Origin of the sequence: Sporosarcina ureae, from assembly GCF_029267015.1 — a bacterium.
GTDB classification, from domain to species: Bacteria; Bacillota; Bacilli; order Bacillales_A; family Planococcaceae; genus Sporosarcina; species Sporosarcina ureae_D.
In genome coordinates this window covers 1-22,144 of record NZ_JARIEA010000008.1, presented here as the reverse complement: position 1 = coordinate 22,144, position 22,144 = coordinate 1, and the positions used below count along the sequence as shown (strand labels likewise).

Below are 22,144 nucleotides of genomic sequence, written 5' to 3'. Positions count from 1 at the left end.
ATTGTACTCATTAGTATACCAAAAGAAAGTAGGAGATGTACGTGGTAGAAATTCGAAAACCTATTCAAGTGGCGGAAGCTGTAGAACGAGTGATGAACAATGTACATAAGTTGGGGACGGAGACCTTGCCGTTAGAAGATACATATGGACGTGTGTTGGCCGCGCCCATCATAGCAAAACACGACGTACCGCCTTTTGATCGCTCGCCGTATGATGGTTTTGCGATTCGTGCGGAAGATTCAGCAGGAGCATCAGGTACTGATCGCAAAGCATTTCACGTCATCGGAGAAATCGGTGCGGGACATGTGGCGGATCGTCCACTTGAGCGTGGTGAGTCGTTCCGTATTATGACAGGTGCTCTCATTCCTGAACAAGCAGACGCAGTCGTAATGCTTGAGCAAACGGTAGAGAATGAGGGAGGTTTTACGCTGCGCAAGCCGTTTGAAACGGGCGAGAATATTTCACGTCAAGGTGAAGATATGAGACAAGGTGAGACGCTGATCGAAGCAGGAACGATTATTCACCCAGGAACGATTGCGTTGCTTGCGACGTTTGGCTATGCCGAAGTATGCGTCGCGAAACGTCCAATTGCCGGAGTGCTCTCGACGGGTACGGAATTGCTGCGTGTTACGGATGAACTGGAACCTGGCAAGATCCGCAATTCGAACGGACCGATGATCAATGCGCAGTTGACGCGGATAGGGATTGATTATAAATCATATGGCATGATGGAAGATGACTTAAGTGCATGTACTGAAATCGTCAAGAAAGCGCTGGAAGAAACGGACCTCCTCATTACGACGGGGGGCGTGTCAGTTGGGGATTATGATTACTTGCCAAAAATATATGAAAGTCTCGGGGCAGAAGTGTTGTTCAATAAAGTGGCAATGCGACCGGGAAGCGTGACGACGGTGGCAGTGCTTGGGAATAAACTATTGTTTGGCCTGTCCGGCAATCCTTCCGCATGCTTCACTGGATTTGAGCTGTTTACGCGTCCGGCTATCTTATCAATGATGGGCTGCACAGCGCCTTACATGCCACGCATTCAAGCGAAACTGGGAGATGATTTCAAGAAAGCCAATCCATTCACTCGTTTCGTTCGTGCAAGCTGGTCGATGACGAATGAAGGAATCATTGCCACGCCCGCTGGTTTCAATAAATCTAGCGCCGTGTCTTCGATCGCGCGTGGTAACTGCATCATCGTTTTACCAAGTGGGACTCGCGGCTTTGAAAAAGGCATGTCGGTGGATGTATTGCTGCTAGGAACGGAGCAAGGCGCGGAGTGTTGGGAACTGTGAAGACGCTACACGTTGTTGGCTTCAAGAACAGCGGAAAAACGACGCTTGTTTCCCATTGGATTACCGTGCTCAATCGCGCTGGTTTCGAAGTGGCCGTACTAAAACATCATGGCCATGGAGGCACACCAGAACTACCTCCAGCACATACGGACACGATGCAATTTCTTGATTCTGGAGCTGTCTCCACCCTTGTCGCTGGCGGCGATATGATACAATTGATACAAAATAAAGAACATTCATTTGAACAACTAAAGGCATTGGCTGCGTTAGGTGAGCCGGATGTTTTATTAATAGAAGGCTATAAAAAAGAAGCTGGTGAGAAAGTGGTGCTCATCCGAAATGAAGAGGAACGGGAAGAGTTGGAATCGTTGCCTGGAATCATTCGGACGGTGAAAACAGCTGAGTTGTTCGAAGATATCACACGACTCGACGACTGGTTGCAACAATGGGTGGAGGCGAGAGAATGAAACGTTATGAAATCATAGACACGCCGATTGACGTGCAGAAATACAGTGATCTAGTTTTGCATCCTGCAGCGGGCGCCGTGACGGTGTTCACGGGACATGTACGTGAATGGACGCACGGTGTTCGCACATTATACCTCGCGTACGAAGCCTATGTACCGATGGCGGAAAAGAAGCTGGCGGAAATCGGTTCGGAGATGGAAGCGAAGTGGCCGGGAGTTCAAGTCGCTATGGCGCATCGAATCGGTGAGCTGAAGATTTCCGATATTGCTGTAGTTATAGCTGTTTCGTCTCCGCATCGTAGGGAAGCTTATGAAGCGAATGAATACGCGATTGAACGCATCAAGGAAGTCGTGCCGATCTGGAAGAAGGAAATCTGGGAAGACGGTGAAGAATGGATCGGTGCACAGAAGAAATATCCGAAGAAAGGAAGCGAATCACAATGATTACAGTTCATTACTTTGCTAGATTACGTGAGTTGACAGGTAAAGGGGAAGAGTCTTTGGATCGTGCACCTTTGACGGTGGAAGAATTGCTTAACTGGGCAGAAGAAACGTATCCGGGATTTGGTAAAGAGACCATCCATGTCGCGGTGAATGAAGAATACGCTTTGAAAGAAGATGTTATTCAATCAGGAGATGTCTGCGCGTTCATTCCACCAGTGAGTGGCGGATGAAAACGGTAGGAATTCTACTGGCAGGCGGAAAGTCTAGACGTTTCGGTTCACCGAAAGCATTCGCGACGCATGAAGGCCACGAGTTCTATCATTATTCGCTCGATGCGTTACGTCCATTTTGTGATGAAATCGTGGTAGTAGCGCGATCGGAATTTGTGAGGTGTTTTCCGGATACGGTTCACGTTACGACGGATCTCGAAACATTTGCAGGGATGGGACCGCTGGCAGGCATTTTATCCGCGATGGATAAGGTGGAAGCAGACCGATACGTCGTGCTGCCATGTGACATGCCGTTTATCGTGGCCGGTGTGATAGGAAAGTTGCTTGAATTACACGTAGGGGATATTTCTGCAGTCACAGTCGACGGGAAACGACATCCGCTCGTTTCAATTTGGAGTGCGAATGTGAAAACGTCGATCAGACAAGCGTTACTAGACGATAACCGTCGTGTAATGCATGTCCAGTCGCAACATGAAGGTCAGTGGATTGAAGGAGCCTTATTGACGGATACTCCAGAAATTGCTTTTAAAAATGTCAACACGCCATGTGAACTGGAAAGGGGATGAAGAAGATGAATGCCATTGTAGATCAACTCGGACGACCGATCCGTGATTTGCGTATTTCCGTGACGGACCGTTGTAATTTTCGTTGCACATATTGCATGCCAAAAGAGATCTTCGGGGATGACTTTTTATTCCTTGCGAAGAATGAATTATTGTCATTTGAAGAATTGGAACGTTTGGCTCGGATTTTTGCGAAGCTAGGTGTGAAGAAACTTCGATTGACGGGCGGGGAACCGCTAATGCGCCGGAATTTACCCGAGTTGATACAGAAGCTTCACGACATCGAAGGGATCGAAGACATCGGACTTACAACGAACGCAGTACTGCTCGGTCAATATGCGCAACCGCTTTATGACGCGGGATTGCGCCGGCTAAACATCAGTTTGGATGCACTTGACCCAGAACTGTTCGGGCAGATCAATGGCCGTGGCATTTCACCTGATCTCGTTCTCAAAAACATTCAAAAAGCGCAGGACATCGGCTTCACGATCAAAGTAAATATGGTTGTACAAAAAGGCGTTAATGAAAGTGAAATCCTCCCGATGGCTAAATATTTTAAAGAACGCAATATTACGTTGCGCTACATCGAGTTCATGGACGTCGGAAATGACAATGGCTGGAGCTTTGAAAAAGTGGTCACGAAGAAAGAAATTTACGACATGCTGGCTGCTGAATTCGATATGGAGCCTGCAGAAGAAGACTATTATGGCGAAGTGGCAAAACGCTATCGCTATACAGGAACAGATGCACAAGTTGGATTCATCACATCGGTTTCAGAGTCGTTTTGCTCCACTTGTACACGTTCTCGTCTATCGTCTGAAGGGAAATTGTATACGTGTCTGTTCGCATCAGACGGCTTTGATCTACGGGAATTAATTCGCTCAGGTAAAACAGATGAGGAATTGTTTGAAGAGATCGCGAACGTCTGGAGAGGTCGTAAAGATCGCTACTCTGACGAACGTACGGAACAGACTGTGAAGAACCGCAAGAAGATCAATATGAACTATATCGGTGGTTAAAGGAGCGTTGTCCATGAAACCAGTAGTATATATTTGCCGCGAGATGCCAGAAGACGTAGTTGCGCCTGTTCGTGAAAAGTACGACGTGCGAATGTGGGAGTCAACGAGCGAACCGGTACCGCGGGACGTGTTGTTGAAAGAAGTGGCTGACGTAGACGCGCTGTGGGTCGTCATTTCCGATCAAATCGATAAAGAAGTGTTTGACGCGGCACCGAAATTGAAACTGATCGTCAACATGGCGGTCGGATATAATCATATCGATGTACAAGAGGCGCAGGCGCGCGATATTATCGTGACGAATACGCCAGACGTACTGACTGAAACGACTGCAGATTTGGCTTTTGCATTACTCATGGCGACGGGCCGCGATTTAATTGGAGCAGAAAACACGTTGCGTGAAGGACGATGGACATCATGGGAGCCTCTAGGTTTCACAGGTATGGATATTCACGGTGCCACTCTCGGTATCGTCGGTATGGGCCGGATCGGTGAAGCGGTGATGCGACGCGCGAAAGGTTTCGATATGGACGTGCTCTATCATAATCGTACCCGTAAGTCTGAAGTGGAGGATATGTACGGCTGTCGCTATGCCGAGCTTCCAGATTTGCTGGCGTCTTCTGATTACGTGTTAATTTTGGTGCCGTATAGTGAAGAGACGAAGGGGATGATTGGTGAGCAAGAGCTGTCTCTGATGAAGGAGACTGGGATTTTGATTAATGTGGCGCGCGGCGGGATTGTGGATGAAGATGCATTGTTTGATGCGCTCCGCACGAAGAAGATTCATGCGGCAGGGCTAGATGTGTTTGAGACGGAGCCTGTTCCGCTCGACCATCCGTTGTTGACGTTGCCAAACTTGACGGTGTTACCGCATATTGGAAGTGCAACAGTGAAGACGCGCAAGGCAATGATGAAGTTGAACGTGGATGCATTGCTTGCGTTTGCGCTAGGGGAAGAGCCTAATCATCAGGTTCGTGGTTAGTAGTGATGTGTAGTGATTCCCCCATAATAGACAAATAAAAACGTCTTCCAACACCGAAGTGGTTTCAATAACATAATTTGTTTACAACTAGAAACCACTCAACCTAATCCTCAACAACTGAAAAAGAGACTAGCAAAGCCATGGTTGCGGACTTTGCTAGTCTCTTTTTTGGTTTCATTGAGATTTGTGGATGAACGACCAAATCGCCGCGGATAGTTCGATTACTTGTAGCTGCAGTTCGGAGCCTTCGAAGGCTTGGCGGAATGAGCGAACGACGGATTCTAGTAAATAGAGTCGCGGGTGGTCAGATGATAACTCGTCCAATAGAAATTGGCTGTAAAGCATTCTTTGATGTTCTTCTTCGGATAACTTTTCGATGAACTTTTGCAAACTCTCGATTAGCACTTCGCGTGTCATCGGATAGAACTCTGCGGCTGTTAACATGTCTTCTAGCAAGCTCTGTGACAGGAAGTGTGCGTCACGTTTTACGATGTCCGGCACGAGGACTTCCATTCGTTGCATGACGAACTCTACTAGTTTCATCGTATCGATTTGCTCTGTAGTGGAACTTTTCCAGACGTTGAGCGCATGTTGGATGAAGCCGAAGAGTAACGATGCGCAATCATAAGAGTACGGTTTTACTTCCTCGCCGTAGACGTTGACTAAACGTTTCGCAATCCATGCGAGTTCTCGAAAATGCATCTGTTTGACGAATTGACGTAGCTCGTCATCAGGCGAATGAACAATCGTTTCAAATAACGGAAGCAAATTTTGTTGTCGGTTCATCGTCAAACGAATTTCAATTTGTGCAGAAAGTAGGGTAGGGTCTGCTAAATCCTTGCCGATCGCCAGCTCGTTTCTTCGTAAGTAACTTATATAATAAGCATCGCGCAATATCGCCATGAGACATTCATTTTTTGAAGAGAAATAATTATAGAACGTTCCCTTTGAAATTTGTGCTGCATCCAAAATATCTTGGATGGATGTCGCGTGAAAGCCTTTGTCGATGAATAGTTTTTTTGTTATAAGCAATACATGTTTTTTTCGGTCGTTCATAGATAATCACCTGTATGTTTGGATTTGTTTTATACTGTGTGTATACTACATATATTATTCTTAAAACATTGTTATATCAAGCTTTTGAATCTATAGGAATTTATTAGTTGTAATAAATGAACTGGCGGTATAAAATATAAACCTGACATATTTTCACGTGTTATAGGAGGGTAAAATGGTAGAATCATTAGAAATTAAAAAAATGCATGAGAAGCCACCTTATGGCATCATTGCAATTTTGTTCATTGGTGCGTTTGTTGCGATCTTAAATAATACTTTACTGAATATCGCATTGCCGGTCATTATGGAAGAGTTTTCGATTACTCCATCAGCTGTTCAGTGGCTGACGACGGGGTATATGCTAGTTAACGGGATTATGATTCCAGCCAGTGCGTTTTTCATTCAGAAGTTTACCAATAGAAGAATCTTCATTACAGCGATGGTGCTCTTTTCGTTAGGAACGTTTATCGCCATCATTGCGCCGACATTCTCTTTACTAGTCGTCGCGCGTATGATCCAAGCATCCGGTTCCGCATTGATGATGCCGTTGTTAATGAATGTTATGTTAACAGCTTTCCCGATCGAAAAACGGGGAGCGGCACTAGGTATGTTCGGTCTGGTAATGTTTACAGCACCCGCTATCGGACCGACATTGTCCGGCTGGGTAGTCGAGAATTATTCATGGCGGACGTTGTTTGAAATCGTTTTGCCGATTTCATTGTTGACACTAGTCCTTGCTATCGTCAAGCTGAAGAATATTACGCCGAACCGCGATGTCCGCATCAACTTTTTCTCGTTGGTATTGTCGACAATCGGTTTCGGTGGCCTGCTATACGGCTTTAGTTCAGCGGGTGAAAAAGGTTGGGGTTCTCCAATTGTCTATGGCACGATCGCGCTCGGAACGATAGGGCTTGTATTGTTTATACTAAGACAATTACGTATGAAAGAACCAATGCTCGATTTTCGAATTTACAAGTACCCGATGTTTGCACTCGCTTCCGTCGTATCGATGGTGCTGTCTGTAGCGATGTTCTCGGGGATGATTTTGACACCGTTGTACGTGCAAAATGTCCGTGGTATTTCACCACTGGATGCAGGACTGCTCATGTTACCAGGTGCTGTTTTAATGGGGATCATGTCGCCAATCACAGGTCGTTTATTCGATAAATATGGCCCGCGTGTCCTCGTCTACACAGGGTTGATCATTTCTGTAATCGGAACGTATTTATTAAGTCAACTGCAGATGGATACAGGCTATTATTATTTAATGGCGGTGTATACATTCCGGATGTTCGGCTTGTCGATGGTAATGATGCCGGTTATGACAAACGGAATGAACTCGTTACCGATGATCTCAAATCCACATGGTACGGCAATGAATAACACTTTGCAGCAAGTATCTGGTGCGATTGGTTCGGCCTTGTTATTGACACTCATGACCAAACGGTTGGATGTGTCAGCAGCTAACCAAGTGAAGGATTTGGCTGCATCTGGCGTCGATGTATCTACTATGAAAGAAGAGATTGGACGTCTGGCGATGCTGGACGGCGTCAATCACGCGTTCTTCATCTCGACAGTTATTACATTGGTCGCGTTGATACTATCGTTATTCATTAAACGGGTCATGCCACCGACTTCACCAGCTATTGGCGAAGTGAAGGAACAGTCTGAAAAGTAAAATAAGGAGTTTCGCGTGCTACTATGCATGCGGAGCTTCTTTTTAGTATGGTATAGTAAAAAGAAAAGGTTGTGTTCGATGTGATAGGGAATAAAGAAAAATGCCCATGCGGAAGCGGGGAAATCGTAGAGAACTGCTGTGGCAAGACAGATGTGCCGGGCACAAATCAAATACAAGCAGAGCTTAAGCAAATACTGAATAGCTACTATGAAACTACATTATCTCCTTCAGAGATTAAAACACTTGAAGGCTTATTAAAAGAGTGGGGAGGACGTCTTGGTGAGTGGATGGAAGAAGAGGAACTCGTGACGAATGTCAGTGATTATTACTTCTTCATCGTCCGTAAAGATCTATGGAGACGTCATCTAGTAAAAGCATTGAATCGCACACAAAATAGAGCAGTACGAGCTATCTTGAAGAGCTGGCAGAATGCGTTCGTTACGTTTGCAGAAGTATCGAAGGCAGATAAAGAAGTCTACCATATGAAAGAGATTCTTGGGACTGGCGAGTATTTATTGGCAAGGGAAGCAGGCGAACCAGAAGACGTGCGGGCTGTCATTGCGATTGTCCTAGAAGAGATGCGCAATGACGAGCGTTGGGTCATGCCGATTTCTGCCATCGCGGTGAATGAGCATATGAGTACCGAACTAAAAGCACGTGTGCAGGAAATAGCGGAAACGAGCGAAGAAAAAAATAGCTTCGATTTTTTCAAAAAGCATCTCGTGGATATTTATGAAGTCGTTTGCAAACTCGACGTTCAGACATTATCAGATGTAGTCGAGCAGAACTTCACGCCATTACAACGTGAAGTAGTAGAAATACTGGATGCTAAACTCGAAAAGGAAGAGCTGTATCCAGGTGCGTATGAAATGTTGCTGTCCTTGATGGCCTACTACTTTACCGATCAAGATCCGAAATTCCGTAAGCCGGAAGTACTCGCGGCAGCGGCGTTCCAATTGGCTGTCGATACGAACATGATCCCGAATACGTATACACAAGCGGAAGTCGGAAAAATGTTCGACGTATCCGTATCTTCTTTCCGTAAGCATACAGATATTTTGCTAGAGAAAATTGAAGATCTTGAAAAAATGATGGCAGAAAGACAGACAGAAGTTCCGTATCATATTGGTACTAATCCTCTTCCGTCCGAGCAAATGAACTGGCAAGTGCATATGTTGACGCAAAAGCATGACTTCGATTCGTTTGAAGAAGCACAGGCATATATTCAAGAAGCCATTCAGCAACCATTTGAGCCGGAAAACCAGCAGCAAGAAGCGCAAATGCTTTGTTATATGGCATATAACGCAGAAACGGTAGAACAGCGACGTGACTTTGCAGAAGGGGCATATGGCGCAGATCCGACGAATGTCGATGCGTTGTTGCTTCAGACAGAGTTGACGGATTCGAAGGACGAGCAGGATAAGTTCTTCAAGCAAGCTATTTTCTCTGGAGAAAAGCAGTTCGACGGTCGTGCGGAAGATGCGTGGAAGTTTGCACCGAATCGTCCGTATTTGCGCAGCCTCATGCTGTACGGTGTATGGTTGTATGAGCAAGGCCGTTTTGCGGAGGCGAGTGAGATGTTTATACGTCTGCTGTCGCTTGACCTCTTTGACCATCAAGGTGCGCGGTACTTGGCGATTTCTTCTTTGATTCATCAAGGCGAGATTGATCAGGCGACACGATTGTTGGAGGCGACGGTAGAAGTTTCTGAAGGCGATGCGGCGTATTGGTACTTGTCTTGGTTGGTGGAGATGGAGCGTGCGCAAGGTGAGTCTTCGGAGCGTGCTTTAGAGTTGTTTGCGAAGGCGGAGCAGTTGAATCCACATGTGAGTAAGTTGATGGAGATGGCTGTGGAGAAGATGAGTTATCCGAAGAGTGCGGCGCTTACGCCGGGTAGTCATGAGGAAGCGCATTATATTTGGTATTTGTTGTAATGAATGTTGGCCGTCATGGCGAGTTGGAGTTTCCGACTTGCTGTGGCGGTTTTTTTTGCATTGGTGAATGGGAAGGCACCGTTGATCTGCGTTTTAGGCGGACGCTTTCCCGCGGGAGTCGCCGCCTAAAACGCAGATCAACTAGTTTGCCCTTCTATTTTAGTGATATGTAAAGATCTCCAGCTACATATAAAACGAAGGCGTCTCTAATCAGTAGGCTTGTTGCGGGAGCCATCTGCAGGCGCTGAAGTGGGGGGAGTACCGTTTCTTACTTTGATTAAACCGTTTAAATCTTGGGAATATACCTTGTATTAGAGGAATAGGATGATATATTGTCGAACAATTCTAATAGGGACAACTTACGAAAACTATATGGAGTAGAGAGGAGTAGTTTTGATGAAGCTGACTAATTATATCGATGGTGTTTGGCAAGGGGAGGCGGCTCGTTATACGGCTGTGCTTAATCCGGCGAATGGGGAAGAGTTGGCACAGGTGCCTTTGTCTACGGAGGAAGAGGTAGGTCAGGCGGTTGTGGCAGCGAAGAAGGCGCAGAAGAAATGGGCTTTGGTGCCGGCACCTAAGCGTGCGGATTATCTCTATGAAATCGGCCGCATGATGAAAGATAAAAAAGAACATCTTGCACGCGTGCTGACGAAGGAAATGGGTAAAGTAATAGAAGAGGCGCGTGGTGAAGTGCAAGAGGGAATCGATATGGCGTTCTACATGGCAGGAGAAGGGCGTCGTTTGTTTGGTGAAACGGTACCGTCCGAGCTGCAGGATAAGTTCGCGATGAGTGTTCGTGCACCGATTGGCGTGGTGGGTCTGATTACACCGTGGAATTTCCCCATTGCGATTGCGACGTGGAAGTCGTTCCCGGCGATTGTGGCGGGCAATACATTCATCTGGAAACCGGCGACGGAAACTCCACTAATGGCGTATGAAATGGCGTTGATATTCGAAGAAGCTGGTTTGCCGCATGGTGTGGCGAATATCGTCTTTGGTTCAGGCTCAGACGTCGGTACAGCACTGATTGAACATCCCGACGTTCGCGTGATTTCGTTTACTGGCTCGACGGAAACAGGTCGACATGTTGCGGAGTTGGGCGGTCGTCACTTGAAGAAAGTATCGCTTGAAATGGGTGGCAAGAACGCGGTCATCGTATTGGAAGATGCAGATATCGAGCTCGCGGTGGAAGGAATTTTATGGAGCGCATTTGGAACGGCGGGGCAACGTTGCACAGCTTGCAGTCGAGTTATTGTTCATCAAGATGTCAAAGAAGAGTTGCAGAAACGTCTGATCGAGAGTATGAAAGATTTGACGATGGGTGATGGACTGGATGAAACGGTAAAAGTGGGTCCTGTCATCAATGAAAAGGCACTTGAGAAAATTCAAAGTTATATTAAAATCGGCAAAGAAGAAGGTGCAAATCTCGTAGCTGGCGGAAATGTGCTGAATGAAGGTAAATTCGCTAGCGGACAGTATTTCGAACCGACGTTATTTGTAGATGTCGCATGGGACAGCCGATTGGCACAGGAAGAAATCTTCGGACCAGTTGTTTCGTTGATTACGATCAGCAGTCTGGATGAAGCGATCGAAGTGAATAACAGCGTAGCTTATGGCTTATCCAGTTCTATTTTCTCGCAAGATGTCAATAAAGTATTCCGTGCACAACGCGATCTGGACACCGGCATTGTCTATATTAACGCAGGCACGACAGGCGCAGAAATTCATCTGCCATTTGGCGGAACGAAGGGTACGGGGAACGGTCATCGAGACTCTGGTGTGGCGGCATTGGACGTCTTTACGGAATGGAAGAGCATTTATATCGATTACAGCGGCAAGTTGCAGCGCGCGCAAATCGATACGGAATGAACTCACAGGAAGAAGGGATGAGCAAATGAGAGTTGTCGTATTAGGTGCAGGATTAATGGGAAAAGAAGTAGTTCGTGATTTAGTCAAGCAGGACGAAGTGAAGAAAGTGTATCTTGCAGATCGTGCCATTCGGCAAGCGGAAGATTTTGCAGAAGAACTAATGAATGAAAAGCTCGATATTTTATTGCTCGATGCGACGAATGAAGAGCAACTCAGTGATGTCATCGGGCTTGGGGATATTGTCGTCAATGCACTGTTTTATACGTTCAATGAATCGGTTGCTCGCTGCGCTGTAGAACGGGGCGTACACGTTGTGGACTTAGGTGGACATATCGGTGGAGCAACGGAAAAAGTTCTCGCGCTAAGTGAACAGGCTGCCGCGAAAGGTGTGACGCTCATTCCTGACCTCGGCGTGGCACCGGGTATGATTAATATTCTTGCGGGTTACGGCGCGTCTTTATTGGATGAAACGAAATCGATCAAACTCTATGTAGGCGGTGTTCCGGTCAAACCCGAACCACCCTTAAATTATAATGTCGTGTTTTCATTGGAAGGATTATTCGATCATTACACGGATACGTCCCGCGTTATGCGAAATGGTGAAGTGAAGGAACTGCCTTCATTATCGGAAATCGAAACGCTTGAATTCGATCGCTATGGCGAAATGGAAGCCTTCCATACATCAGGCGGTACGTCGACCATGCTCGAGTCATTTCCTACTATCGAAACGCTAGAGTACAAGACGATTCGTTACCCAGGTCATGCTGACAAGGTTCAAGTACTAGTCGATCTCGGCTTACTATCTAGGGAATCCACAATCCGAGTAGATGGTAGACCGCTACGTGTGCGCGACGTCATGCTCGCTCATTTGACGCCACAATTACGTCTTGGAGAAAAATCGGACGCTGTATTGCTTCGCGTCATAGTTAGCGGAATCAAAGATCAACAACCGCATACGGTAACGTTCAATATGATTACCGAAAAAGATCAGAATACCAATGAAACGGCCATGGCGCTAGCTACAGCGAACACGATCTCTGTCGTCGCGCAAATGATTGGCAATGGGGTTATTACGCAAAGAGGCGCTTATCCACCGGAAAAAATCGTGCCGGGAAAACTGTATATCGAAGAAATGAAGAAACGCGGAGTTGTCATCGACGTACAACAGACCTAATACAGTATATACTGGTAGTAAAGCGTGGATTTAGATCTCAACAGACCATCTCCTCGTATTACTAAGGAGTGAAGTGAAAATGCATGAACAAACATTAAATACCTCTCAGATGGGACTACAGCATTTGGCAACGAATCGTCGGACGTTGAATAGACTATTCAAATTCGTACTGGTGGATTTCGGCTTTCTCGACCATATTCCGTTTCCGATTATGCGTAAGGCATTAAAGAAGAAGATTCTACATGCGGTCTATTTGACAGATGGCATCAACGTCTACGGCTACGCAATCTATCAAAAAATCCCGAAGTACGGTGGGATACACGTGCTGTACTTGGCAATTGCGCCCGAATTCCGTTCGTACGGGTTAGGCAGCGTGATGCTTCGCCGTTTGGACGCGTTATCGCCGGAAGGCATTTTACTCGAAGTAGAAGATCCGGACTTGTCCCAAAATGAAGAACAATTATCTATTCGCACTCGCCGTATCGCGTTTTACGAACGCAATGGATTAACGCTCGACCAAACAATCAAATTGACGAATTTCAAGCATCCATTATTATTGATGACTAGTGTCAAGTTGCCGGAGCTGAATGAGCGCAAGTTCCGGAAGTTTTATCGACAGTTGTACAACCGAGTATACCGTGTACCTGTCGGGCAAATTGCAGTAAACGCTTGGATTGAAAAAGCATAGTTTCATTGTAAAGGAGGACACGAAGATGGACTTTACATTTACAGATGAACAGAAAATGTTGCGACAAACGGCAAGACAGTTCGTGGACGCGGAAATCATGCCACACATTGCAAAATGGGATGCACAAGGAAGCTTTGACGAGGCAATTTGGAAACGACTTGCAGATCTAGGGTTCATGGGCGTCTGTGTACCGGAAAAGTACGGTGGCAGCGGCATGGATTATAATGCTTTGGCGATACTATGCGAAGAACTCGAACGTGGAGACACAGCTTTTCGAACGGCAGTTTCCGTACACATCGGCTTAAATTGTATGACACTGATGCAATGGGGAACGGAAGAACAGAAGCAAAAGTACCTGGTGCCGCAAGCGAAAGGCGAAAAAATTGGCGCATTCGGATTGACGGAACCGGGCGCTGGCTCGGATGTTTCCGCGATTCAGACGACGGCAGTTCGTAACGGCGATGACTATATATTGAATGGCCAGAAAACATGGATTTCACTTTGTGATTCGGCAGACAACTTCCTCGTTTTCGCTTATACGAATAAATCGAAAAAGCACCACGGCATTAGCGCGTTTATTGTAGAGCGTACACTGCCTGGGTTTTCATCGAAAGCGATCAAAGGGAAATACGGTATTCGTGCAGGTAACACCGGTGAGTTGTTCTTTGAAGACGTTCGTGTACCTGCCGCGAATTTGCTTGGCGAAGAAGGCGAAGGGTTCAAGATTGCGATGGCGGCACTTGATAACGGTCGCTTTACGGTTGCGGCTGGCGCTGTCGGATTATTGTATGCCTGCCTCGAATCCAGTGTAGAGTATGCAACGACGCGTGAGACATTCGGCAAGAAGATAGGAGAACATCAGCTTGTGCAACAGATGCTTGCGAAGATGGAAGCGGGTTATCAGATGAGCCGGCTTCTTGTATATCGTGCAGGTGAGCTGAAGAATCAAGGAGTTCGTAATACGCGGGAAACGTCGCTTGCGAAGTGGCAAGCTTGTGATTTTGCCAATCAAGCAGCCGATGATGCAGTGCAGATTCATGGGGCGTATGGGTATTCGGATGAGTATCCGGTGGCGCGTTATTTGCGTAATTCAAAGGCGCCTGTTATTTATGAGGGGACGCGGGAGATTCATACGTTGATGCAGGCGGGGTATGTGCTTGGCGAGCGTAGTGATAAGAAGTTGAATCGCATGTTGCCGAAGTGGCCGTTTGAGGAATGAATGCATAGCAAAGAGACGATCTCATATAGGGATCGTCTTTTTTGCTGTGTGAGTGGGAGAAGGGAGAGAGGCCTTCCAGGCGGACGCTTTCCCATGTGCGTGGCTTGAGCCTCCTCGACACCAGGTTGCGTAGCTTGTGTTTGCCCTTGTACTTGCTCATCGATTTTCTCGTATTTGTCTTTACTCACGTAAGGACCCTCCTTTAGTTATCATTATCGAAAGTATTCCCCTATTGTTACCCTACAAACCTGTGATATTCATTGGGAAAACGATTCCGAATGAACTTTTGCGTGTTATAATGAAGTCATTAACTATCCTATAACAGCCAAGGAGCGTGTCTTCATGAATTTTCAACCTTCCAAAAAAATGTCCATTTTCTCACCAGCTATTTTTGGTGATCTGAAAGCAGCCGCTGAAGAGAAGAAAGCAACAGGTGCACAAGTCGTCGATCTAAGTCTTGGGAGTCCTGATCTTCCACCTGACGAACGTGTACGTAAAGCATTGTCCGAACAAAGCGCGCTTGCCTCTTCTTACGGTTATACACTCGGAGGGACGAAGCGATTCCATGAAGCGGTCGCGAATTATTATAAACGACGCACCGGTGTCGTCATTAATCCCGATACGGAAGTTCTTCAGACGATGGGTTCTCAAGAGGGTCTTGTCCACTTGCCGTTCGCATTTTGCGATGAAGGAGATTATGTTCTGACAACGAATCCTGCCTACGTCGCGTATGACGCGGGAATTAAATTAGCAGGTGCAGTGCCGTATTACATGCCATTACTTGCAGAAAACGGCTTCTTACCTGATTTGAATGAAGTCCCAGAAGACGTGCTGAAAAAGACGAAACTTCTCATCTTGAACTTACCCGGAAATCCAGTACCCGCTATGCCAAGCGAAGCCTTTTTCGAAGCAGTCGTAGCGTTCGCGAAGAAATACGGAATCATCGTACTGCATGACGCAGCCTACTCGGAGTACTATTTCACGGGCGACCGTCCCGCAAGTTTCCTCACAACACCAGGCGCAATGGAGGTCGGTATGGAAATCAATTCACTATCAAAAAGCTTCAGCTTGGCTGGTGCACGGATCGCGTACTTCGTCGGAAATGCAGAAATGATCAAAGTCATTCGCGAACTAAAATCCAATCTCGACTATGGAACATTCGGACCGATTCAAGAAGCCGCCATTGTTGCGCTGGATAACGGTGAAGAAATTACGGATCGCCTACGCGCTGAGTTTTCGAAACGTCACCATGCCTTAATGGACGGACTCGCATCTTTAGGCTGGGAAACGACACCGTCTGAAGGGGGAATGTTCGTCTGGGCGAAGTATCCATACGACATGAATGACAAAGAATTTGTCTTTGAAGTCATTAAACAAGCAGGCGTCGTGATGGTGCCTGGCAGCATCTTCGGCACAGCAGGGCATGGCTTTGTCCGACTCGCTCTCGTGCAGAAAGTCGAATTGATCGAGCAAGCGATTGAACAGCTTAGGGGATTATCGATTGTCAGTAACTAAACAAAAGCGAGGGAGAGTGGATTTCTACTCTCTCTTTTTTTATTGAAAAATAATTGGGTCACTATTCATTCGACAATCCGTCAGCAACGAAAAAGGTGAAGGCGATCGACAATGAAAGAAGTTATAGAATTTAAAAATAAAGTGTAACGAAATCAAAAGTTTTCGGTCTACTTTAGTACACATCAAAACTAAAGGAGATGAAAACTATGAATACAGGCAGATGGCTTGTTGTACTTGGTACAGCGGGAACGATCGGTATCTTAGTGCTGATCAGTTTCCTATTCTGGCCGAAAGTCGGAATTACATCCACAAAGTCTGTGCTTGCGGGCCAGTCGCTGAATATCTATTTTACTGACCCTGTGAAAAAGAGCATGGATGCTTCGCAGTTTCATGTGACGAAAAGCAATAAGAAAACCCAAGCTGAGCTTTCGTACGGAAATGGCAATACCTCATTACAAATAGGTGAACTACAACCAGGAAACTATACATTGCATATTCCATCGAATAGTTTTGGTATATGGAAGCGAGCAGAGGATAAGGTGCTTTCTTTCACCGTTCTAGAATCAATGCAACCTGTAAGCTCCATTAAAGAAATCGAAAACTTCTTCGAGCGGATAGAGCCGCAAGGAAAGAGTGAAATCATGATGGAATCTTCCACGGAAGATAAAGCTTCTTCAGCATCTGGTGGCGGTCCCGATTATTCACAGACCAATCAACAAGTAGCAGGGGTAGATGAGGCGGACCAAGTCAAAACAGATGGTGACTACCTTTACGAAGTCTTAAACGGAGAAGGGCTGATCATCACAAATATCCGCGATCCAAAAGACATGGTCCATGCTAGCAAGGTAGATTTCACGGATGGATTCTATGCAAACGAACTGTACGTCGATCAAGACAAAGTCGTACTAATCGGTGGTCAAAATCTAAATGCCCCAACATCCAATATGGATTCAAAAATGACGGAAGATCGTATGATGCCGATGCAACAACTATCCGTCATTCGTGTGTATGATGTCACGGACCGAACAAGTCCGAAACTTATTCGTGAAACAGGGGCAGAAGGTTACGTAATCGGTACGCGTAAAATTGGTCCATACGTTTACATGATTACAAATAATCAACCATTCCTTTGGTACGATCATCCAGTACCGGCAGAAGATCAGTTATTGCCGAAAGTCTATGATTCAGCAGTCGAACAAAAAGTCCAATCGCTAGCACTTGATAAAATCTCCATTTTGCCAGGCGCGATGGAACCTTCTTACTCGATCATCACAACACTTGATATCGAATCAGGGGAAAAGGGTGGAGTGAATACGAAAGCGTATCTTGGAAGTGGCGAACAACTTTACATGTCAGCAGATCACCTCTATCTGACGTCTACAAACTACCAAGACCAACATCAAAATACTAGCGAAGTATTCAAATTCGGTTTGGATAAAACGCAAGTGAATTTCCTTCAAACCGCTCAATTAAAAGGTACCATCTTAAATCAATTTTCGATGGATGAACACAACGGCTATTTCCGAACCGTCACAACAGAAGGTAATCTATGGGATGAACGTAATAAAGCGAAAAACCATTTGTTCATTCTCGACGAAAATATGAAGCAAGTCGGATCAGTCGAAAATCTGGCGGTCAATGAACGCATCTATTCCGCACGGTTCCTTGGTGATAAGGCGTATATGGTCACATTCCGTGAAACCGATCCGCTGTTTGTCATGGATGTAGAAGATCCGAATAATCCCAAAGTGCTTGGCGAATTGAAGATTCCAGGATTCAGTAATTATTTACACCCGCTTGACGAAGGGCATTTGATAGGCTTCGGCTATGAAACAATTGCGAAGAAAAATCCACAAGGTGGCGAGCCGATCATCCAAACGGGTGGTATGAAAATCTCTTTGTTTGACGTAACCAATTTCGCGAACCCGAAAGAAACTGACACTGAAATCATCGGTGGACAGGGAACGTATTCATCGGTACAAGATGACCATCATGCATTGTTCATCCATCCGTCGCGTAGCTTGTTCGGTTTCCCGGTCAGCATCTATCAACAATCTGAACGTGATGGAGGCGTCGTAGATTTGCAAAGTTCAGGCGCAATGATTTACGAAATCACAGTAGAAAGAGGCATCGTCCAAGCAGCTGATTTGACGCAGCGCATGACAAATGACTATATGGACTGGGAAAAAGAAATCCGCCGCTTGTTATATAGCGGAGATACCGTTTACACGATTGCTCCAAATGAAGTTAGAAGTTACGCGTTGAACGGATTTGCACCGCTGGATACACTAGCGAAGTAAATGCTAACTGATCTTAACTCGTTGATGGGAATACCGACTCTATGCAGCTTAGTCGGTATTCCTTTTTTATTGGACTTTTCGATACATAACGTTAATGGCTATAACTGTTATAAGAAGAGACGTTAGTTCAAGTAAGTAGCGCAATAGATTATCTACTATAATTAAACTTTAAATCTTACTTGACGAATAGGGATTAAGGGGATAGAGTATAGTTTATAAGAAATACAATAATAATATACAAAAAGAGGGGATAGAATGATGAATACTTTTTTACTTATTGTGAACATTGCGGGCCTATTGTTGCTCGTCGGTCTATTATATAGAATGAATCGCAAAAAGGTCTCATTTTCAAAACGCGTTTTTACGGGGCTTGGGCTCGGGATTGGATACGGACTTATTTTACATTTTGCATACGGGACAGAGTCAGAGATCCTCAAGCAATCGATGCCGTGGTTTAACTTAATCGGAACCGGCTATGTTAAATTACTGCAAATGATTGTTATGCCACTAGTTTTTATTTCCATCTTAGCGGCCTTTACGAAAGTAACCATCGGAAAAAACTTTGGAAAAATGGCAGGTACGATTTTAGGTATGCTCGTCGGTACAACCGCGATTGCTGCGATTGTAGGGATTTCAGTTACGCTTCTATTTGGACTGGACGCTTCTGAAATTGTGTCAGGGGAAGCAGAAGCGGCACGTGGGCTTTCTATGGAAGAAAACCTCGAAACTGTAGCCGATCTCTCGCTACCTGAGAAGCTCATTGATTTATTACCTGCTAATCCTTTCCTAGATTTCACAGGGGCACGTCCAACTTCAACCATTGGGGTCGTTATTTTTGCAGCATTCCTTGGGTTTGCTTACTTAGCGATTACAAGAAGAGATGAAGAAAATGCGGTCACGGTGAAAAAAGGAATTGACGCGATTTATGCCTTGATCATGGGTGTTGTACGAATCGTTCTACGTTTGACGCCATATGGTATTTTGGCGATTATCGCGCGAACCGTAGCGACGTCCGACTTTATGGCCATCTACAGTCTCGGCAAGTTTGTCCTTGCTTCTTATGTTGCCTTAATAGTGATGTTCGGCATTCACTTGCTCATTATTACATTATCGGGATTAAATCCAGTGACATATGTGAAAAAAGCAGGAGAAGCATTAATATTTGCCTTCACATCACGCTCAAGTGCAGGTACATTACCGTTAACGATTCATGCACAAACAAACCGTTTAGGTGTACCTGAAGGGATCGCAAACTTTTCTGGTTCGTTTGGTTTATCCATCGGGCAAAATGGCTGTGCAGGAATTTACCCAGCGATGCTCGCTGTCATGATTGCTCCATCAGTAGGTCAAAACCCACTTGAACCAATGTTTTTATTGACATTGATCGCAGTTGTTGCGATTAGCTCATTTGGTGTAGCTGGCGTTGGCGGAGGCGCAACATTTGCTGCAATTCTTGTCTTGTCGGCACTAAATCTTCCTGTCGCACTTGCGGGGTTATTGATTTCAGTTGAACCATTAATCGACATGGGCCGAACTGCTGTAAACGTTAGTGGTTCAATGACAGCCGGTGTCACTACAGCCCGCGTAACTGGTGAACTTGACAAAGATATGTATAATGAATCACTTGAAAAACAAACAGTAGAAGCTTAATTTTTAAGAAATCCCGTAGAAGACAGCTTTGTCTCCTACGGGATTTTTTACGCGAACGAACATCCAATTAAAGCATCAAGTGGCACTAGATAGAACGCTATTAAATCTATTTAAGTAATTTGGATATTTCTGCTATAGTAATAGGAAAGTAAGAGTAGGCTTATAATTTTGTAATAGGGCCATTTTGAGGAATGAAAGAGGTGTAGTAATGAAAAACTTTATTGAGTTTTTAGAAAAACTAGAACGTAATAAAATTTATTATACTTTAGACAAAACTAGAGAAGAATATGTAAGGGTTGATATTTCAGTTCCTGGCGAAAGATGGGAAGTTGAGTTTGCTGCTGAAGATGGCGATATTATTGTTGAGCGATTTAAGAGTGTAGGAGACGTGGAAGGAAAAGAAGCTTTAGAATATTTGTTTGATAACTTTTAAGATTAAATAATCGGGCGCAATTCTGGAATAAGGATTATGCCATTAAAGGGTCAGATTATTTAAGAGGCGAGAATAATACAAGTGAAAAAGTGCTTATATATCTCTTTTGTTTTAATTTACCTAATTCATTTGACGAACATCACATTGTTTAAAGGTGAATGGAACGGTATCGCAATGTGGCTTAGTACAGGTTTATTTATAGATGGTACTTCATATTATTTATTTAATTATAAAACTACATCTAAAAAAAGCGCACCATAATACCTTTATTATTCTGACGGGAGATAAAAGCGATGATTACAAAAGCACTTTTAAGAGGTGGGATACCATTCGTTATTATGAGTGGCATTGCATTATCGTTATATTATCAAGGAAAGTATTTAGATGCTAAAGGGACATTTATAGCTAGTTTTATCGCCTTTTTTGTAGGAGCTGCAACGGTTATTTATAACATCGATCATTGGAGTTTTGCCAGGAAAAGTGGTGTCCATTTTTTAATTATGCTGGTAACTGTTTATCCAATACTTTTGGTAAGTGGCTGGTTTGAAGTTACCTCTGTATGGGACGCTTTGAAGATTTTTCTCTTTTTTATTTTGGTTGGCTTAGTTATATGGAGTGTCATGTCTGCATTAGCCAAAATCTTTTCATGGTAATAATAAATAGGTATCCATTATCGGGCGCGTTAATGGCAAATCGTTATGTAAGAAACGAGTGAGGTTGAGGGGAGGAGTAGCCATTTTTGGTTACTCCTTTTATAATAGATAAAACAGACGAAAGTGGTGAGAGTCATGCTATCTGAAGAAATAAAAAAAGAAGTTGTAGACTTGCTAAATGAACGAGTAAATCCGTCATTTATTTTATTATTTGGATCTCATGGAAAAGGTACTGCTAGAGAAGACAGTGATATTGATTTGGGTTATTATGCAGTTGATTTACTTTCATCATATGAACGTTTTATATTAGCGGGTGAACTAGCACAAGTTGCTAAAAGGGAAGTCGATTTAGTCAATATTCGAGAAGTAGATACAGTATTTGCTATGCAAATTTTTTCAACAGGTAAGTTACTTTCTTGCCGTGATGAAAATGAGTTTATAAAACAGCGAATGAAGGCTTTTAGTATGTACATTAACCTTAACCAGCAACGAGCAGAAGTATTACAAAGCATTCGGGAAAGAGGGAGTGTATTCGGCGATGAATGATGTGATTTTAAATAAAGTGACAACCATCGAACGTTGTGTGAATCGAGTTCATGAAGTATATGATCAGAATGTAGATAATCTAAAAGATTTTACTAAGCAAGATAGCATTATTTTAAATATTCAGCGTGCTTGTGAAGCTAGTATCGATTTGGCAATGCATATCGTCAGTGAAAAGAAGTTAGGCATACCAAAAGCAAGTCGTGATGCATTTAAGATGTTGCAAGAAGCTACTATTATTGATGAATCATTAGCTAGCACACTAATGAATATGGTAGGTTTTAGGAATATTGCTGTACATGATTATCAATCAATAGATTTAGAGATTTTGGAAGCAATTGTAGAAAAGCATATTAACGACTTTAAAGACTATACGAAAATCGTCTTACGTGTTCTTTAGGAAGGTAAGTCAGTTAATAAAGTCACTTGG

At 44.6% G+C, this 22,144-nt stretch carries 21 protein-coding genes; 20 read left to right on the top strand and 1 reads right to left on the bottom strand.

Annotation, left to right across the window (positions count from 1 at the left end; translation table 11 throughout):
* The first annotated feature begins 41 nt into the window (after positions 1-41).
* Genes Q7P97_RS01380 through Q7P97_RS01350 form a run of 7 tightly spaced genes read left to right on the top strand, consistent with a single transcriptional unit; the run spans position 42 to position 4,999 of the window.
* Entirely contained in the window at positions 42-1,298 is a 1,257-nt protein-coding gene (locus tag Q7P97_RS01380) for a molybdopterin molybdotransferase MoeA (protein ID WP_303965432.1), read from the top strand.
* Positions 1,295-1,765 carry a molybdopterin-guanine dinucleotide biosynthesis protein B gene (mobB, locus tag Q7P97_RS01375; RefSeq protein ID WP_303965430.1) on the top strand — a complete coding sequence of 157 codons (471 nt, stop codon included), beginning with the start codon at positions 1,295-1,297 and terminating at the stop codon, positions 1,763-1,765. The genes Q7P97_RS01380 and mobB overlap by 4 nt, the downstream gene beginning before the upstream one ends.
* Entirely contained in the window at positions 1,762-2,208 is a 447-nt protein-coding gene (locus Q7P97_RS01370; RefSeq protein WP_303965427.1) for a molybdenum cofactor biosynthesis protein MoaE, read from the top strand. Before mobB ends, Q7P97_RS01370 begins: the two co-directional genes overlap by 4 nt.
* The gene (gene moaD, locus Q7P97_RS01365) at positions 2,205-2,438 is read left to right on the top strand and encodes a molybdopterin converting factor subunit 1 (RefSeq protein ID WP_085428051.1); all 234 of its coding nucleotides are present in this window, start codon (positions 2,205-2,207) and stop codon (positions 2,436-2,438) included. Before Q7P97_RS01370 ends, moaD begins: the two co-directional genes overlap by 4 nt.
* Positions 2,435-3,004: a molybdenum cofactor guanylyltransferase gene (mobA, locus tag Q7P97_RS01360; RefSeq protein WP_303965423.1), complete on the top strand. Its 570-nt coding sequence runs from the start codon at positions 2,435-2,437 to the stop codon at positions 3,002-3,004. The genes moaD and mobA overlap by 4 nt, the downstream gene beginning before the upstream one ends.
* Entirely contained in the window at positions 3,001-4,020 is a 1,020-nt protein-coding gene (moaA, locus tag Q7P97_RS01355; RefSeq protein ID WP_198166157.1) for a GTP 3',8-cyclase MoaA, read from the top strand. The genes mobA and moaA overlap by 4 nt, the downstream gene beginning before the upstream one ends.
* A 13-nt stretch (positions 4,021-4,033) precedes the next feature.
* Positions 4,034-4,999, top strand: coding sequence for a 2-hydroxyacid dehydrogenase (locus Q7P97_RS01350; protein WP_303965418.1), 966 nt, complete (start codon positions 4,034-4,036; stop codon positions 4,997-4,999).
* Between the two features lie 174 nt (positions 5,000-5,173).
* Here the strand turns inward: Q7P97_RS01350 and Q7P97_RS01345 are convergent, their stop codons facing one another.
* Positions 5,174-6,055, bottom strand: a complete 882-nt coding sequence (locus tag Q7P97_RS01345; RefSeq protein ID WP_303965415.1) for a TetR/AcrR family transcriptional regulator — start codon at positions 6,053-6,055, stop codon at positions 5,174-5,176.
* Positions 6,056-6,230: 175 nt separating this feature from the next.
* On the opposite strand from Q7P97_RS01345, the gene Q7P97_RS01340 reads away from it, so the two are divergent.
* The 13 genes from Q7P97_RS01340 (at position 6,231) to hepT (ending at position 22,114) form a co-directional block, all read left to right on the top strand.
* Positions 6,231-7,733 (top strand): DHA2 family efflux MFS transporter permease subunit, encoded by a 1,503-nt coding sequence (locus tag Q7P97_RS01340; RefSeq protein ID WP_099693533.1) that lies wholly within the window; start codon positions 6,231-6,233, stop codon positions 7,731-7,733.
* A gap of 80 nt (positions 7,734-7,813) precedes the next feature.
* Positions 7,814-9,667: a tetratricopeptide repeat protein gene (locus Q7P97_RS01335; RefSeq protein WP_303965409.1), complete on the top strand. Its 1,854-nt coding sequence runs from the start codon at positions 7,814-7,816 to the stop codon at positions 9,665-9,667.
* A gap of 396 nt (positions 9,668-10,063) precedes the next feature.
* A complete protein-coding gene (locus tag Q7P97_RS01330) occupies positions 10,064-11,539 on the top strand; it encodes an aldehyde dehydrogenase family protein (RefSeq protein WP_303965407.1) in 1,476 nt (491 codons plus the stop codon).
* Positions 11,540-11,564: 25 nt separating this feature from the next.
* A complete protein-coding gene (locus Q7P97_RS01325; protein WP_303965404.1) occupies positions 11,565-12,713 on the top strand; it encodes a saccharopine dehydrogenase family protein in 1,149 nt (382 codons plus the stop codon).
* A gap of 79 nt (positions 12,714-12,792) precedes the next feature.
* Complete coding sequence (locus tag Q7P97_RS01320) at positions 12,793-13,401, top strand: GNAT family N-acetyltransferase (RefSeq protein ID WP_303965402.1); 609 nt, start codon at positions 12,793-12,795, stop codon at positions 13,399-13,401.
* Positions 13,402-13,426: 25 nt separating this feature from the next.
* Positions 13,427-14,620, top strand: a complete 1,194-nt coding sequence (locus tag Q7P97_RS01315) for an acyl-CoA dehydrogenase family protein (RefSeq protein ID WP_303965399.1) — start codon at positions 13,427-13,429, stop codon at positions 14,618-14,620.
* Between the two features lie 342 nt (positions 14,621-14,962).
* Entirely contained in the window at positions 14,963-16,135 is a 1,173-nt protein-coding gene (locus Q7P97_RS01310; RefSeq protein ID WP_303965397.1) for an aminotransferase class I/II-fold pyridoxal phosphate-dependent enzyme, read from the top strand.
* A gap of 206 nt (positions 16,136-16,341) precedes the next feature.
* Positions 16,342-18,435, top strand: a complete 2,094-nt coding sequence (locus Q7P97_RS01305) for a beta-propeller domain-containing protein (RefSeq protein WP_303965395.1) — start codon at positions 16,342-16,344, stop codon at positions 18,433-18,435.
* Positions 18,436-18,693: 258 nt separating this feature from the next.
* Entirely contained in the window at positions 18,694-20,085 is a 1,392-nt protein-coding gene (locus Q7P97_RS01300) for an L-cystine transporter (RefSeq protein WP_085428066.1), read from the top strand.
* A 208-nt stretch (positions 20,086-20,293) separates the two neighbouring features.
* Positions 20,294-20,518, top strand: coding sequence for a hypothetical protein (locus Q7P97_RS01295; protein WP_303965393.1), 225 nt, complete (start codon positions 20,294-20,296; stop codon positions 20,516-20,518).
* Between the two features lie 293 nt (positions 20,519-20,811).
* Positions 20,812-21,171, top strand: a complete 360-nt coding sequence (locus Q7P97_RS01290) for a DUF3021 family protein (protein WP_303965390.1) — start codon at positions 20,812-20,814, stop codon at positions 21,169-21,171.
* Between the two features lie 135 nt (positions 21,172-21,306).
* Complete coding sequence (gene mntA / locus Q7P97_RS01285) at positions 21,307-21,717, top strand: type VII toxin-antitoxin system MntA family adenylyltransferase antitoxin (RefSeq protein WP_099624977.1); 411 nt, start codon at positions 21,307-21,309, stop codon at positions 21,715-21,717.
* Positions 21,710-22,114, top strand: coding sequence for a type VII toxin-antitoxin system HepT family RNase toxin (gene hepT, locus Q7P97_RS01280; RefSeq protein ID WP_303965383.1), 405 nt, complete (start codon positions 21,710-21,712; stop codon positions 22,112-22,114). Before mntA ends, hepT begins: the two co-directional genes overlap by 8 nt.
* Positions 22,115-22,144: the final 30 nt, after the last annotated feature.